The 14,795-nt window shown below is 72.4% G+C and carries 6 protein-coding genes; all 6 read right to left on the minus strand.

The features are described from left to right. Positions 1–4 precede the first annotated feature (4 nt). The 6 genes from CCN39_RS06710 to CCN39_RS06740 all read right to left on the minus strand — a co-directional run bounded on the left by CCN39_RS06710 (position 5) and on the right by CCN39_RS06740 (position 14,713). A complete protein-coding gene (locus CCN39_RS06710) occupies positions 5–3,535 on the minus strand; it encodes an eCIS core domain-containing protein (RefSeq protein ID WP_086839420.1) in 3,531 nt (1,176 codons plus the stop codon). Between the two features lie 3,072 nt (positions 3,536–6,607). Further along, complete coding sequence (locus CCN39_RS06720) at positions 6,608–7,885, minus strand: hypothetical protein (RefSeq protein WP_086839424.1); 1,278 nt, start codon at positions 7,883–7,885, stop codon at positions 6,608–6,610. Between the two features lie 4 nt (positions 7,886–7,889). Continuing rightward, a complete protein-coding gene (locus CCN39_RS06725) occupies positions 7,890–9,044 on the minus strand; it encodes a hypothetical protein (RefSeq protein WP_086839426.1) in 1,155 nt (384 codons plus the stop codon). After that, positions 9,041–11,026 carry an ATP-binding protein gene (locus tag CCN39_RS06730; RefSeq protein WP_143263967.1) on the minus strand — a complete coding sequence of 662 codons (1,986 nt, stop codon included), beginning with the start codon at positions 11,024–11,026 and terminating at the stop codon, positions 9,041–9,043. The genes CCN39_RS06725 and CCN39_RS06730 overlap by 4 nt, the downstream gene beginning before the upstream one ends. Next, a complete protein-coding gene (locus tag CCN39_RS06735) occupies positions 11,019–12,599 on the minus strand; it encodes a hypothetical protein (protein ID WP_086839430.1) in 1,581 nt (526 codons plus the stop codon). The genes CCN39_RS06730 and CCN39_RS06735 overlap by 8 nt, the downstream gene beginning before the upstream one ends. Then, positions 12,596–14,713, minus strand: a complete 2,118-nt coding sequence (locus CCN39_RS06740) for a phage tail protein I (RefSeq protein WP_143263968.1) — start codon at positions 14,711–14,713, stop codon at positions 12,596–12,598. The genes CCN39_RS06735 and CCN39_RS06740 overlap by 4 nt, the downstream gene beginning before the upstream one ends. Between the last annotated feature and the right edge of the window lie 82 nt (positions 14,714–14,795).

Consider the following 14,795-nt stretch of genomic DNA (forward strand, 5'->3'; position numbering starts at 1 on the left):
CTCCTCACCCGACGATCTGTTTCATCAGCCCGCCGAGCAGGTCGGCCGGGTCGATCTGCGGATAGGTCCACTGGATCTGGTCGAACGACAGCGCGAACGGCTTGCCCGACTCGTAGTGCAGCGGGAAGACCATCCCGAAGCGCAGGCTGGAGCCGTACTCGAATGCCGCCAGCTGCCATTTCCGGCGGTAGAGCTCGACCTCGGTGATCCACAAATCCGCGGTGACGTCGACGAACGCGTCGATGCCGAACCGGAACTTCGGCTCCACGAACAGCTCACCCTTGGCGTCGAGCACGATTCCCGTACGCGGGGTCCACTGCAAGGCCGCCGCAGCCGACGGCTCCCCCGCCAGCCCGACCTCGCCGAAGATGGACACCCCCGCGGTCGCGCTGACGACCGGAATGCCGACCCCCAGCCCGCCGTCGACCTGAATCCGCATCCCCGCGTGCGCCGGGACCGCGAACGTCCCGCCGCCCTTGACCGTCGTGTCGTCCGGCCTGCTCGGGTTGTACGTGACCTCCAGCGCCACATCCCGCAACTGCCCCGGCCCGAATCCGGCGTTGACGGTCACACCGCCCTTGATGGTGGCGAAGATGCCGATCCGCTGCCCAGCCACGGCGACGCCGACGATGGGCAGATCGATGCCGACGGAGAGGATCTTGCGCTCGATCAGCTTCTCGTCGAACACGGTGAACGCCTTCGGCAGTTCGACCTTGCCGGAGACCTCGACCTCGCCCTTCGGGGTCAGCTTCAGCCCGACGGTGCCCTGCAGCCACGGTGTGATTGCGAGCGTGACGACACCGCCGCCGTACGCGTTGAGCTTCCCGTCTTTTCCGACCGGCCCGGTCGGCTGGCCGGCCTGATCGAGGGTGCGGTTGGTCAGCCCCAGTTTGAGAGCGCCTTTGGCGATGCCGCGTTCGTAGGCGAGATCGGCCTCGGCCGCGAACGCGCCGTCGTCGTACGTGCCGCCGATCGTGCCGGTGAGACCGGGAACGTCGGGTTCGGCGCTGAGGCCACCGGAGAGCGACCATCCGCCGGCGGGGATCTCGGCGACGGTGGCGTTGATCTTGCCGCCCTTGATGCCGGGAATGCCTTTGCCGAGCAGGATCTGGCCGGTGATGCTCATGCCGTTGGCCTCGTCGTACGCGAAGCCCAGAGTGCCCTGCTCGACCCCTTTCAGATCGGTCTCGAAGGTACCCTCGGCGTCGAGCTTGCCGTCGCGGAAAGCGACGTCGGCGGTCGCTTTCTTGATGCCTTTGACCTTGTCCTTCCCCACGCCGATACGGCCGTCGATCGACCAGCCGTTCTTGCTGTAGGAACCTCCGACGTGCGCCTCGTCGAAGATCTTCTTGTCGAAGTCCAGGCCGGCTTCGATCTCGAAATCGTCGCTCTTGGCCTTACGACCCTTGAGATAGCCTGTGGCGATCTTGCCCACCGCGAAGTCGACCGTGCCGTCGACACCGATGCCGCCAGTCGCGGCCGCGATGGCCAGGGAGCCACCGGTGACCTTGAACGGTCCGGGGAGTTTCAGTTCACCGGCTGAGATGACGGCTTCGACTCCGACGCTCGCACCGTCGATGATGACAGCGAGTTCGACGTTCTCGAGCAGCGGGAGGGTGGGCTTCGGGATGCGCCCTCTCGCGACCAACCCTTGATCGAAGTCGAATTCGGCCTCCGCGAGCTGGACCGGACTGAAAAAGGCGTGTCGAATATCACTTATCTCGCGAATCTTTTCCGTGTTCAGAAAGCCTGAATATGGCAGCCCTGAATGCAGGATATAGAAGTTCATAAACGCCTTGCTGAGCACCTCCTTCCGATCCGGACTCTTATCCTTGACAGAGAAGAATTCAATCTCGACCTGGCCTACTTGCTCACCAAGTTGCGGAACCGGCCGTTCGGGCCGATAGTTGCCACTAACAATCCGGAACGCGCCACGGAGATTGATATTTTCAGGGTTGATGAACTTGCCATTCGGCTCGTAGTTGACCGATCGATGTTTGATCAACCCCCCACCAGGACGAGGGAAGAGTGATAAGGCTCCAGGTTTTCCGGTCAGGCTTTTTTTGATATCGTCATCCATAGCAACCAGCGGGGCAAAAACCTTCTCGCTGCCAACATCATCGATCGACCACCGCAGGTCGGCCGGAAGTTCATCGGTCCAGACCGGGGACGCTTTTTTCGTTCGCGGATTTGGCTTCGATAGCGCTTCTTTGAATTTGAGGTTACCGTCATTCCGCAGCACAGCCTGATCGATTGACGTGTTGAGCCGCTCGTTCGCGGCGGCGAGGAATCCTTTGATATCACCGGCGATCGACGCCTTGATCGCTGGCCCCGAGGCGGCGTTCTTGCTTCTGTCGAGGAGCTGGAGATTTTTCTCGTCGTCGGAACTGCCACCCAGTTGCTCCTCTCGCTTGTGATCCACCTCAAAATTGTTCAGTCTCGTGCCGTCCGGTACCCAGCGCGGCACCGCCAGAGCGGTGGCCACGTCGTTGGCCGACCCGAAAGCGAGGAAGTCCGGCTTGGAATGCCAGGACTTGGGGAGCATGAAGAACCATGGCGGCTGAGTCGACTGGCCGGTTTTCGCGGCATGGCCGGGAACATGTGCGGCAATTTTTGGGACGACGGACTCGACCCACCTTCGGCGAGCAAAGCCGCCTTTGTACTTCGGCGGTGTCCAAACCAGATCCCGAGGGGGGTGGTACTCGCACTTGAACTTCGGGAGATAGACAGAATCCAGGACGATCTTGGGTGAACTGGCACTCGATGCGTCGATGGTGCCGCCGGTGAACTTGTCCGGTGCGCCGGTTATTCTCATCGGCTGGGAGGTTCCGCCGCCTCCGGCACGCCGGATGACGTCGCCACCGAGGCCTGGAGCCGGTTTGCGCTGGATCACCGGGCTCTGCTGCACCACATGGGCCAGCTCATGAGCCAGCAACCGCTTCCCGTCCGCGGAGTTCGGGTCGTAAGCACCGCTTCGGAAATAGATGTCACTCCCAATGGTGAACGCCACCGCGTGGATACTCCGCACCGCATCGTCGGCTCGTGCGTCGTCGTGGATGCGCACGTTCTCGAACGGTCGCCGGAACGACTCCTCGAATGCCGCCCTGACCGCCGGGGGCAACGGCATTCCCTGGCCCCGGCTGTCGTTCAGGTACTCCTGCATCCGGTCCGGCACCTCTGGCGCGGCCCCCACGTCGTCCGAGGCGGCCGTCGGCTCCGGATCCACTTGCCGCATCACCCGGTCCGCCGCCGCGTCGGCCGCCCGCTCGGTCGGCACCTCCGCCCCGCCGACCACCGCCTTGGCCTGCAGCACACGGGCCCCCAGCCCACCCGGGGCCGCGCCAAGAGACGGGCCGGGCCCTCCGGTGCCGGTGGCCGCACCGGCCGCGCCGACACCGCCGATCACGCGAGCCCCCAGCCCACTTCCCGGCGCGGTCGACGTGGCCGCCGCGCCGTCCGGCTTCTCCTCCGGCGGTCGCGGGCGGCTGTCCGCCTTGCGCTCGACGGCGGCCGCCCCGGCGGCATCCGTGCCCATGTCAGGCCTCTTTCGATGCCGTGACCATCAGGAACAGCCGAGCCACGACCGATGGATCCGCGGCCGTGAAGTCGACCTGGAGCCGGTCACCTTTGGTCAGCTGAAGGACGTCGGACCGCCCGGCCAGGGCTGCCTCGACCTGCCTGGCGAGCTCAGTCAGCGCCTCGGTGGCGTCGCCGGACAGATCCGGGTGGCGCCAGAGAATCGTTTCGACGTTGATCTTCCTGATGTCCGCGGGTTTCAGCAGCGCGTCCAGTTCGGCGAGGACACCCGTGACGTTCAGGTGGCCGGCATCGCCCTCGCCGAGCGCACTGAACGGCCGGTTGTCGGCGTCTAAGGACGGATCGGGGCGACGCACTCCCTCGATCGCCGACTTGTTGTCGTCGACCACGAACACGGACCGGACGGCCAGGGCGCGCACGGCGGGTGGCTTCGGGGCGTACGTGACGAGGAACGCGCTTCCGGATGTGCCTTGCCCGGGAGCCAGCGCCGGCGGCGGGGTGACCGGCACGATCGGCAGATCCGGATCGGGGACGACGCCCGGCGGCAGCGCCGACAGCAGCGCCTTCAACCGCCCCGCGCCGACCAGGAGACCCAGCGCGCCGGCCGCGCCCGCGTAACCCGCCAGGGCGATCGCATCGCCGCCGCTGCCGTCGGTGCGGTAGCGCTGCTGCCACGCGGGCGCCGGGGTGAGCAGCGTGGTGCTGCCGCCCTCGAACACCACGGTGGCGGCCTTCCAGCCCTCCGACCAGTTCTCCGGCGCTCCGGTGAGCACTGCGTCGGCGGCTTTGCGGGCCTCCTCGGGGCCGGGGACGGTGAGGATCCGGACGGTGACCGGGTCGGCCGGGACCGGGACGACCGGGTCGCCCTCGCAGTCCCGCCGCGGGCGGCGCCGGAAGAGCACCCAGTCCGTGGTGGCCTGGACGGTCGAGGTGGGCCGGTCCTCGGCCGGGAACAGCCGGCGGTACTCGTCGTCGACCCACTGCGGGTCGTTGTGGATGCCGCCGAGCAGGGCCAGTGCGGCCGCGGCGGCGTCGTGGTGGGTGTTGCCGGGCTGGCCGATTCCCGGGTCCTGCACCGCGGTCGCGGCGGCGTTGGTCCGGTCGCCGCCGCCGCGGAGCCGAGCGGTCACCTCGAGCGGAGAGCCTTTCCAGTTCAGGTCGACGATCAGGCCTGTGGCCTCGTCGCGTACGGTCGCGGTGACGCCGTCCTGCACCGTGCGGGCCAGCCACAGGCGCCGCCCCTCGAACGTCCCGCCCGGACCGGTGCCGTTGGGGCCCTCGCCGGACACGCCGAAACCACCGGAGGCCAGCACGAGCGTCTCGCCGTCCTGATCCCCGCGCCGGACCAGCGTGCCGGACACCCTCAGGCTGTACCGGAACGGCCGGGTGCTCGGTTGGTAGGCATCGAACTCGACGTGGAACCCGGCCGGCTGGTCGTCGAGCCGGAACGGATCGGTGTCGACGGTGAAGGTGGCCGAGACGGCGGCGACCCGTACGTTCCCGGTCGCCACCGCGCCTGCCACCGCCGACTTCCGTTTGCGGGCCCGGATGGCGGCGGTCTGCGCCCGGTCGACCAAGGCCCGCAGCTGGGCGGGTGACGGCGCGGTGGCAGCCGGCGCGTCACGGAGCGCGGTCAGGAACGACACCGGGGTGCCGTCCGGGTCGTTCAGCCAGCGCTTGAGCGCGTCGGTGTTGCCCGGCACGGTCATCGACGCCGTCGCCCGGACCGTCAACGTGGGGCCCGGNNGGCCCGGGTCGATCCGGGCCGCGCCGATTCCCGGCGCCGTGCCGCGAGGATTGGCCTGCGCCGCGTCCGGCGACACACCGACGTCCGAGCCGACCGCGAAGTCGACGGCCATGCCGAGGCCGCCGGGTGCCGCGCTGATCTGCCCGTCCGGTACGAGGATGTCGACCTGCTCCGCGAGTTGAGCATCACGCAGGCCGCGCAGCAACGAGATGCGGTCCAGGTGCCGGGCGCGTTCCAGTTCGTGCGGAATCTGGTCGCGGCGCACGGCACACAGCCAGAGCCGCACGCCCGGACCGAACTGAGCCGCGAGCTGATCGCGCAGATCCCCTGCGGACGGCTTGACCGGCACGTAGCCGGCTGCCGGCAGCTCGACGAAGCCGCAGTCGATGAGGTGCTGCCCCGATTCCCCGGAACCGACCGGCGCGGCCGAGAGCTGGTCCTGGAACTGCAGCATCTGGGCCAGGAACACCGAGTCCGGCCGTTGTTCGAGCTGGCTCGCCCAGTAACCGGCCGGTGGCGTCTGAATCGCTTCGCGGCAGGCCGTCCAGCGGTCCAGCAGGGTGATCGTGCTGCCGTCCCACCCCAGCACGCCGATGGTGACCACGTCGTCGCCGGCCTGCGCGGCGGCACCGGCACCCCAGAGCGCGGAGCGCAGCAGCTGCGCACTGAGGCGTCCGGCGTTCGCGCGTTCGCCCGCGAACCACGCCGAGGCGAGCTGCGAGCGCAGATGCGTCTCCGGCCGGGTCACCCCGGGCATCGTCCACGGATCGAGGTTCAGCGAGAGCGGTTGCAGGAAGAGGGTCACGCCGTCGGCCCGGTAGGCACTGTCCGCAGCATGGCCGCAGCCCGAGCAGACCACCCCGTACACCTCGCCGGTGCCCTGCAACGTCGTCGCCGGTCGCAGGCCGACCCGGTAAAGCGTCAGCCCGGGCACGCCGGCGCCACCCCCACCGGCCGATGGCGCGTCGGCGGCGCAGGGTGTGAACCCGGTCGGCGGGGTGCCGGCCGGGCTCGCCGCCGGGGTAGCACCGAGCAGGTCCGGGATGGTGGCGGTGACCTCGGCGGGCAGGAAGAGCACGTGGCCGCTGGGCGTCTTGGCCAGACCGCGGGAGAGCCGCAGGGCGCCGCCGCCCTGGCCGGTCAGGTCGAAGCCGTACACGACGCCGACCGCGGTGCCCTGGTTGGACAGATCGGCGTACTCGCGCTGCCCGGCTTGTTCGAGGGTCAGGTCGTCGGCGCGCAGGAAGCGGCCGTCGTAGTAGTGGAGATTCACGACGCCGCCGGTGTCCGGCGTGAACGTCCGCCCGGCGGGGTTGGTCACGGTCACGATCGGTCTCCTGACTCTTCGGTGCGGCCGGGCAGGCGGCGCGCGACGTCGCGTCCCTGCGCGCGGGTGGCGGACGGGTCACCGGCGAGCCCGGCGAGCGGCACCGGCCGGCCGTCCACCAGACCCGCCAGCGGGGCCGGTCCGGTCCCGCGCAGCAACAACCGGTACGTCTCGTCGCCGGGCGCGGATGGCAGGTCGAAGGTGAGCCGGCTGCCTTTGTCCCCACCCGTCACTGTGAGGTTCCTCGGCGCAACACGGACCCAGCCGGAGGTCTCGTCGAACCGGCGCACGTTCAGCGCGCCGGCCACGGTCGACTCGGCGATCCGGCCGCGGAAGTCCACCGTCACCGTCGTGCCGTCCGCGGCGATCCGGGTCACGCGCGGGCCGCCCGCGTCCGAGGCGCAGTCCGCCGGTCCTTCGCCGCCGAGGCCGCGGTCCAGCAGCTCGGCCAGCAGTTCGGAGAGCACCCAGGTGGGCACGTGCGTCCGCCGGACGGAAAGGTCGATCGTGGGCGCATCGAGCTTCCACTTGCCGTCGCCGGCCGGGGTGAGGCGCAGCCCGGGGAGGTCGGCCAGCAGCACCTCGCCGGGTTCGTCCTCCGGGAAGAGCCGAGTACGCCCGGCTTGGGCATCCGGGCCGGCTCCGGGCGGGTGCGCCGAGGCGACCAGATCGGCCACCACGGCCCGGAACTCGGCCAGGTGGGTGCCGGCGTGCGCCGCCCCGGAGGGCAGCAACCCGTCTCGGACGTACGCCCGTAGCGTCGCGAAGGCCTTCCCCCGGTCGTCCGGTGGCCGAGACCTGTACGGGCGCAGCTCCAGCCGGCCCAGTTCGAGGATCCGGGAGTAGGCCGGCGACCGGTCCGACCCCGCGTATCCGGGCTGGATCGACGGCACCGGGCGAGACAGGCAGGCGTCGTGCCGGATCACCAGCTGCGCATCGAAGGTGTCGCCTTCCGGAACCGACCCGGCCGGCTGCTCGTCGCGCCAGGCCCGGATGTCCAGGCACATCCTGCTCCCGGACCGGACCTCTCGGCCCAGGCCGTCCACCCCCAGACCGGGCCCGACGACCAGATCGGCCCCGTCGACACTGATCGGGAAGCCCCAGACGACCCCTTTGCCGTGCTGCCAGGCCTGGTGCAGAGCCGCCTTGCCACGGGGATTCGCGGCGAGAACCTGGAAATCGGAGACACCCAAAAGCATTCCGAAGTGGACGGCCAAGGTGGTGAAAGGATCGACGTCCAGCGCGGCGGCCGGGGGCGAAGTCTGCTCGGTCACTTCGTCACGCTCCGCGGAGGAAGGCGACCCGGCACCGCTGGTCCATGGGCGGCGCGGTGGTCAGCGCGGCGTCGGCGGTTTCGGCCGCGGCGGTCGCGGCTTCTTCGGCCTGTCGCTGAGTCAGCTGGGCGCTCAGCGCGGTGGCCAGCTGCCGGTCGGCGTCGAGGAGGTCCTGCCGCAGGTTCGCGGGGTCGATGGCCTGCACGCGGTTCAACTCGGCAACGGCGTCCAGCAGGGCGATGGCCTGGTCGATCCGCTGGTCGCTCAGGGTGACCAGCCACGCCGAGTAGGTCGCGGAGTTGCCGTCGGCGGCGGCCTGGGCCGCGGCGTCGATGGCCGGTTGTTCGGGAGGTGGGGCGGTGGCACGGACGGCCTCGACCACGGTGGCCGAGGCGTCGACCCGAGCCGTCGCCGTCAGCGCGTCGGCGATCGCCTTCCGGGCCTGGACCAGCGTATCCGCCGCCTGGGCGACCGCTCCGTCGATCGGCGCGGCGGCCGTGGCGGCGGCGAGCTCGACGCGGCGAGCGAGCCGGGCGTCGGCGGCCAGCCGTCCGGCGGCGGCCTGGGCGGCGCGCACGGCGGTGCTCGTACGTGTGACCATCGACGCTCCACCGAGCAGCAAGCCGAGCCGGGTGACCGCCTCGGCCACCGGCGCGGCCAGGTCCGCGACCCGGGCGAGAGCCAGCGGGTGCCGGTCGGCCAGCTGGGCCAGCGCCGTGCCGTCGGCCGCCGCGTCGGTGGTCGCCGCGGTGGCGGCCGAGACGGCCTGCGGCAACGCGCCGGCGGCCCGCTGCCGAGCGCCGGTGGCCCGAGTGGCGGCGAGGTCGGCGGCGGCCTTGGCCTCGGTGGCCGCCTGCACCTCCAGGTCGGCACGGAATTGCGCCGATCGGTTGGCGTCCAGCGCGAGCTCGGCCGCGTGGCGTTGCGGCCCGGTCTGGGCCGCGGCTAGTCGCTGCAGCAGCACGGACGTTTCCTGACCGCGCGAGGCGAGTGCCGTGGTCGCTGCCTTCAAGGTGGCCGCCGCGGCGCCGGCTGCGGCGGCAGTGGCCGTCGCGGCGGCCTCCGCGGCAGCGACGGCAGAGGTGAGGCGGGTGACCTCGGCCTCCCGCACGGTCGTGACGGCGGTCGGCGCGGTGGAAGTGGTGGTGGATGTCGTCACGATGGTCCCCTTCGGATCGCCGGCCCGGTCGGCGGGCCGGGAAAGGACAAGCCGGCCTTGGCGTGCTCACGCCGGAGGGCGTGCACGAGATGGGAGCGGCCGAGCACTCGCCGGCCGGGCTCGGGATCGGCCGCGGCCAGGAACGCGGCCGCGACGGCGGCGTTGCGGATCAGCGCGCCGGACAACGGGTAGAGGGCGGCCAGCAACGGCAGGTCGAGATCGTCGGCGTGCGGTGCGGCTGCCGGGAGGTGCCGCCGCCACAGCGCCAGCCGGCCGGCCTCGTCGGGCGGGTCGAACATCACCGCGAACTCGATCCGCCGGGCGAACGCGGAGTCCAGGTTCTGCCGCAGGTTGGTGGCGAGGACGGCAACGCCGGTGAACCGTTCGAGCCGGCCGAGGAGGTAGGCGGTCTGCAGGTTGGCGTACCGGTCCCGGCCGTCGCCGACCTCGGTGCGCTTGCCGAACAACGCGTCCGCCTCGTCGAACAACAGCACGGCGCCGTCGCGCTCGGCCGCATCGAACACCTCGGCCAGGTTCTTCTCGGTCTCGCCGATCCACTTGGACACCAGCTGCGACAGGTCCACCGCGAGCAGGTCACGGCCCAGTTCGGCGGCGATCACCTCGGCCGCGAGAGTTTTCCCGGTGCCCGGTGGCCCGGCGAGCAGCAACCGCAGCCCGCGCACGCCGTAACCGTCGAATCCCCACTCGGCCAGCACCCGGTCCTGCCCGCGCATCCGCTCGACCGCCTCGCGCAGCTGGGCCAGCCGGTCGGCGGGCAGGATCAGGTCGGCCCAGCGCGCTCGGGGGTGCAGGAGCACCGCGCCGGGCGGCACTGCGCCGACGAAGTGGGCGTCGGTGCGCTCGCTCATCCGATCCCAGCCGGCCGGTTCTCGGGCCAGTTCTGCCCGCACGCGCACATCCGCCGCCGCCAGCGCGACCTCGCCCGGTTCGATGCCGGCCGGCCCGATCGGCGCGTCCGGCGGCTCGCCGAGCTCGGGCAGGGCGTGGCGGAGCGCCGCCCGGCGGTCGGCGGCCGGGAGCGGGCCGGCCGGCAGCTCGAGAACCGGGCGCGGCCACGTCCGCACGTCCCGGTCCGGCAGCGCCAGCAGCAAGGGGACGGGCAGCTGGCCGGCACCGAGATCCCCGCGCGGACCGCCGTCGGCGCAGAGCACCGGCACGACGCCGCGGACCCGAGCCAGCAGCTGGATCCCACGCACGGTGGTGGCGTCGAGCTCCCGAACCCACAGCACCACGGCCTGCCGGCCGGCCGCGCCCACGAGCGCGGCGAGCCGCCCCGCCAGCGCCTCCTGGCGTGGGCCCGGCAGCAGCACGGTGACCGCCGCGTCACGTTCGATCACCCGCCGCGCGCCGGCCACCTCCGCCTGTGCCAGCCAGCCGTCGAAACCCCAGTGCGGGTACGGGCCCGGCAGCAGCTCGACGCCGTCGGGCCAGCCGGCCAGCCCGGCCAGCGCATCCCACAGCAGGGGTGCGGGGCGCAGACTGCGTTCCGGGAACGGCTGCTCGGCTCCCTCGGCCCGGACCGCCCCGGCGCGCGCCAGCGGGCCCGCGCTGATGATCCGGCCGATCTCGGCACGCGAGTGCACGACCGCGCCGAGCCCGCCGAGTTCGGCCAGTCGCGCGGCCAGGCCGGTCGTCGCCCACGGCTCGCCGCACGGGTGCAGCCCGCGCAGAACGGCGGCGGTGCCCTCGTGCTGGTGGCCGAGCAGGGTCAGAAGCAGCAGATCACCGTCGGTCGCACCGAGGCCGAGCGCCGCGCCGAGACGGTCGACCGGCTCGGCGGGGCCGGCGGGGAGATCGAGGCAGCCGCCGTCCGGCGCGCCGGGACCGGACGGGCCGGGCCGGGACCGTAGGAACTCCGCGCCGGTCGCGTCGCCGAGCCCGTCGAGGACACCGGCGAGCCGCCCGGCCATCCGGGCCAGGGCGTCGTCGAGGCGCGCGGGGATCGGGCCGAGGTCAGCCATAGCGGTACCGCACCACGCATCCGAGCCAGGGCAGGAAATCCGGGTCGAGGTCGAGCCCCGCGCGGCGGACACCCACGTCGACGTCGTCCAGGCGAAGCACCACATCGATCCAGCCCGGATCCGCCTCGATCACGGCCTCACGGCGGCAGACCCGGGTCAGCAGGGCCTGGTCCGGCACCGCCTCGGCATCGAGTGCGGCCCGCAACGCCGCCACGACCTCGTCAACCTCCTCGTCGAGAAGGTCCGGGCACGGCAACGGCAGCGGGGGTTCGGCGACCGGCGGCAGACCGGCGAACGCGAGAACAGCCGGGTCCGTCGGCTCGGGGAAACCGGCTGCGGGTGCGGCCCGGCGGCAGATCCGGCGGCCGAGCTCGTGCAGCACCGGACGCAGTTCGTCGCCGTAGCGGTCCGGGTTGGTCGGCACCCGGTCCGGCAGGCGCAGGTGCCCGACCAGGTGCAGCAGGAACAACAAGCCGCCCCAGCCCGTGCGCCGGATCGGGCCGCGGGGGTCGGTGTTCCCGGGTACCGGCACGGCGCCGTCGTCGTGCCCCGGCCCGGGGCTCGGGCGGGTCGTGTCCCGGCGAGTCGCAAGAGTGGTCCCGGTTGCCAGCTGGGTCGCGATCGCCCTCAGCACGTCCTCGGACGTGGCCTGGCGGACCGACGCGGGGTCGACTTCGAGGATCGCCAGGCGGGCGAACGCCATCGCTTGGTCGATGCCGGGCGCACGGTCCAGCGATCCGATGTGGACGGAGGTCGAAATGATCTTGCGCAGGGGTGCGCCGGACTCGATCGACCGATTGCTCGCCCGGGCCGGTGACACGCCGGGGCGGGCCGCGGCCGCGCTGTCCGATTGCGCCCCCGCACGGTCGGGCGGGAGCGGGTGGTCGCGCGGCGTGCCCGCGCTGCCCGTCGATGCGCCAGTGAGGTCCTGGCGCATGCTCGGTTTGTCCGACTGGGGTGTCCCGCGGCTTGCGGCCCGCACGGATCCGCCGCCGGCCCGCCACGCCGCCTCGGCCGCCTCGGTCAGCACCGGCCCGGCGACCGCATCGATCAACGCCGACATCCGGCCGGCCTGGGCGACCGCCGTCGTCAGTCCGGTCACCGTGTGCGGCTCGTCGGCCGCCGCAGTGCGCAGCACGGCGTCCAGCACCTCGCCGGCCGGCGCGTCGTCGCGGGCGGCCGGCCAGAGACCGAGCAACCGCCAGGCCCAGACCCGCCGCCGATCCCCGCGCAGCACCCCGATCACCAGATCCTGCCGGGCCGGACCAACCGCGCGGTACCGGACGACCTCGTCGGTGTCCGCCGACGGCAACGCGGCGAGCGCCCGCCTGACCGCGCGGCCCCAGCCGGCCGCGAGATCCGCGTCGCCGGTCCCCCACCCGGCCCGAAGATCGAGCAGGCGGAGATGGCGTACGCACGTCACCCGGCCGTCGTCGAACCCGTTGCTCAGCCCGCCGGCCAGCCCATGTTCGACCAGGGTGGCGGTGAGGACGGCCAGGCGGTCGCGGCCCGCGTCGCCCGGGTCCGCGTCGGGTCGCCACCGGAGGGACAAGTGCTCGATCCGGTCGGTCATCCGTCGATCACCTCCCCCGGTCCGGCACCGCCCACACGCAGGCCCGTGCGGCCGCGGCCGAGCAGGCGGTCGTCGCCGAGACGGTCACCGGCCCGCAAGCGGCCGAAACCGGATCCGGGACCGACCACACTGGAGATCTCCACGTGCAGGCCAAGCCCAACGCGCATGCCGCCGCCGAGCGAGCAAACCTCGATCAGGGTGTGCGCCGGGCGATGCAGGTCGAGCAGATCGCGGACCACGGCCAACTGCTCGTCATCGGGCGTGGTCGTGAGCAGCACGGTGAACCGGTGCGCGGCCGCGCGCTCCGGGACGGCCACCGCCGGGGACGGGGCCGGGCCGCCGGCCACGCGCCAGCCCGCCCCGAGGACCGCATCGAACTCACCTGGGACGTCGTCCGCGCCGCCGATCGCCGCGGCCCGACCCCGCAGCCGGAACGACTCCAGGATGACCACGGCCCGGCCGAGATAGATCTCGAGCATCCGGCGCAGGCCCGGAACCGTCCCGCGCTGCCGGTAGAGCGGCATCGCCTCGGTCAGCACCGTCCGGCGGGCCGCCTCCGGCCAGCGGGTGTCGAGGGTGAGCCCGACGAGCGATGCCAGCCACGGCAGCAGCTCGGCCGGAGCGCCGCCGGGGTCGAGCAGCAGATCGCGCTGGACGGCCCGGGACTCGATCTCGCCGAACTGCCCGTCGATGATCGCGAGGAAGCGGCGCAGGAGATCGGCGGCGACCGGGTCGCGGCGGTAGGTGCGGGGCAGCTTGGTGATCAGGTCGCGGCCGGGGAGCTCGGCGCGGAGCGCACGGACCCGCGGGGTGGTCACCCCGGTGCCGGTGAGCCGCAGCCACACCACGAGGTGGCGGCCCGGCGGCGCGGCCACGGGCGCCTCGTAGACCTCGTACCTGTCGCCGGCCGGGAACGGGGCCCAGGCCAGCTCGCGTCCGGTCTCGCGGCGGTGCAGAGGGCGCCAGACGGTGGTGGGTGCTGGCGGCAGAGCGGACGGGTCGTCGGTCGTGCTCGTCGCGCAGGTCAAGGTAGTGTCCGGTGGCACGCAAGCCTCGACGAAGATCCGCCCCCACACCCGACCGAAGTCGAGGCCATCCAGGTACGGCGTGGTCACGCTTCCGCCCGTCCGGTAGGCGACCCGCCGTGGGACGGCGATGCGGAATCCGGCGGCGGACAGGTAACCGATCCGGCCGTCGGGGGTACGCACGAGACCCCGCCCGTCGTAGCCCCGTGCCCGCAACACCCCGAGGGTCCCGGACGACCAGGTGAGCAGCCGATCACCGGGCGGTCCGGCCAGGACGAGCAGCCCGTCCCCGGTGAACTCCAGGTCCAGCGTCCCCGGAACCCGCAGCAGCCCGGGATGCGCGGGATCCGCGCCGGGGCGGACGCGGAGGAGTCGGCTGTCGTCGAACAGCAGCCACACCGCGCCGTCCGGGGCGACCGCGATCCGGGCCGGACGGGCGCCGGGCGGGATCGTGCCGGCCCCGAGCAGCTCGGTGGCGGCCGGTTCGAGCGCTTGGACCTCGGGCCGGCCGATCGCGTCGAGCCGGTGGAGCGGTGCGCTGCGGGAGCCGGTCAGGACGTAGATGCTTCGGCCGCCGGTGCCGGCCAGGTCGACGGGCCGGTGCGGGAAGGTGACTGTACGCATCTGATGGCCGTCGGCGAGGTCCAGCACTGCGACCCGGCCGTCCCCGCCGTCGAGCACGAACAGGTGGTCGTCGCTGTCCGCGGCGAGCGCCCGGGCCTGCAGCGGCCGAGCCGGATCCAGTCCCACCACGGTGAAGCCGGTCCCGGAGGGCGGCGGCAGAACCGGTCCGAGCAGATCGATCGGCGGGCCCGGGGAGGACGGGCGGATGAGCTGGATCTGGCCGCGATCCGGATCGCCCCGGTAGAGACAGCCGTGGGCGAAGGCCAGCCCGGCGGGTTCCGGCCCGGGGTCCTCGGTCGCCTCGAAGCCGGTCACGGATGGGGTCGCCGCGTCGTCGACCGCGAGCAGCACATCACCCGAGCGCTCGTCGCGGTCCGTGCCGTCGAACGAGAACCAGGCCGTGCCCGCGCCGCCGACCGGCGCGAACCGGCGGGCGGCGGGATCGGTGAGATAGGCGGAAGTCATCAGCATTCGTCCCTCGGCACGGGCACCGGCACCGGGGCGGGCGCGTCCGGGTCCAGCGGCTGACCGGCCGACCCGGGCGGGG

Source organism: Amycolatopsis kentuckyensis, from assembly GCF_002155975.1.
GTDB classification, from domain to species: Bacteria; Actinomycetota; Actinomycetes; order Mycobacteriales; family Pseudonocardiaceae; genus Amycolatopsis; species Amycolatopsis kentuckyensis.

Coding starts and splice junctions, on each gene's coding strand:
- CCN39_RS06735 (WP_086839430.1), bottom strand. CDS start 12,599: ATGACCGACCGGATCGAGCACTTGTCCCTCCGGTGGCGACCCGACGCG.
- CCN39_RS06710 (WP_086839420.1), bottom strand. CDS start 3,535: ATGGGCACGGATGCCGCCGGGGCGGCCGCCGTCGAGCGCAAGGCGGAC.
- CCN39_RS06730 (WP_143263967.1), bottom strand. CDS start 11,026: ATGGCTGACCTCGGCCCGATCCCCGCGCGCCTCGACGACGCCCTGGCC.
- CCN39_RS06740 (WP_143263968.1), bottom strand. CDS start 14,713: ATGACTTCCGCCTATCTCACCGATCCCGCCGCCCGCCGGTTCGCGCCG.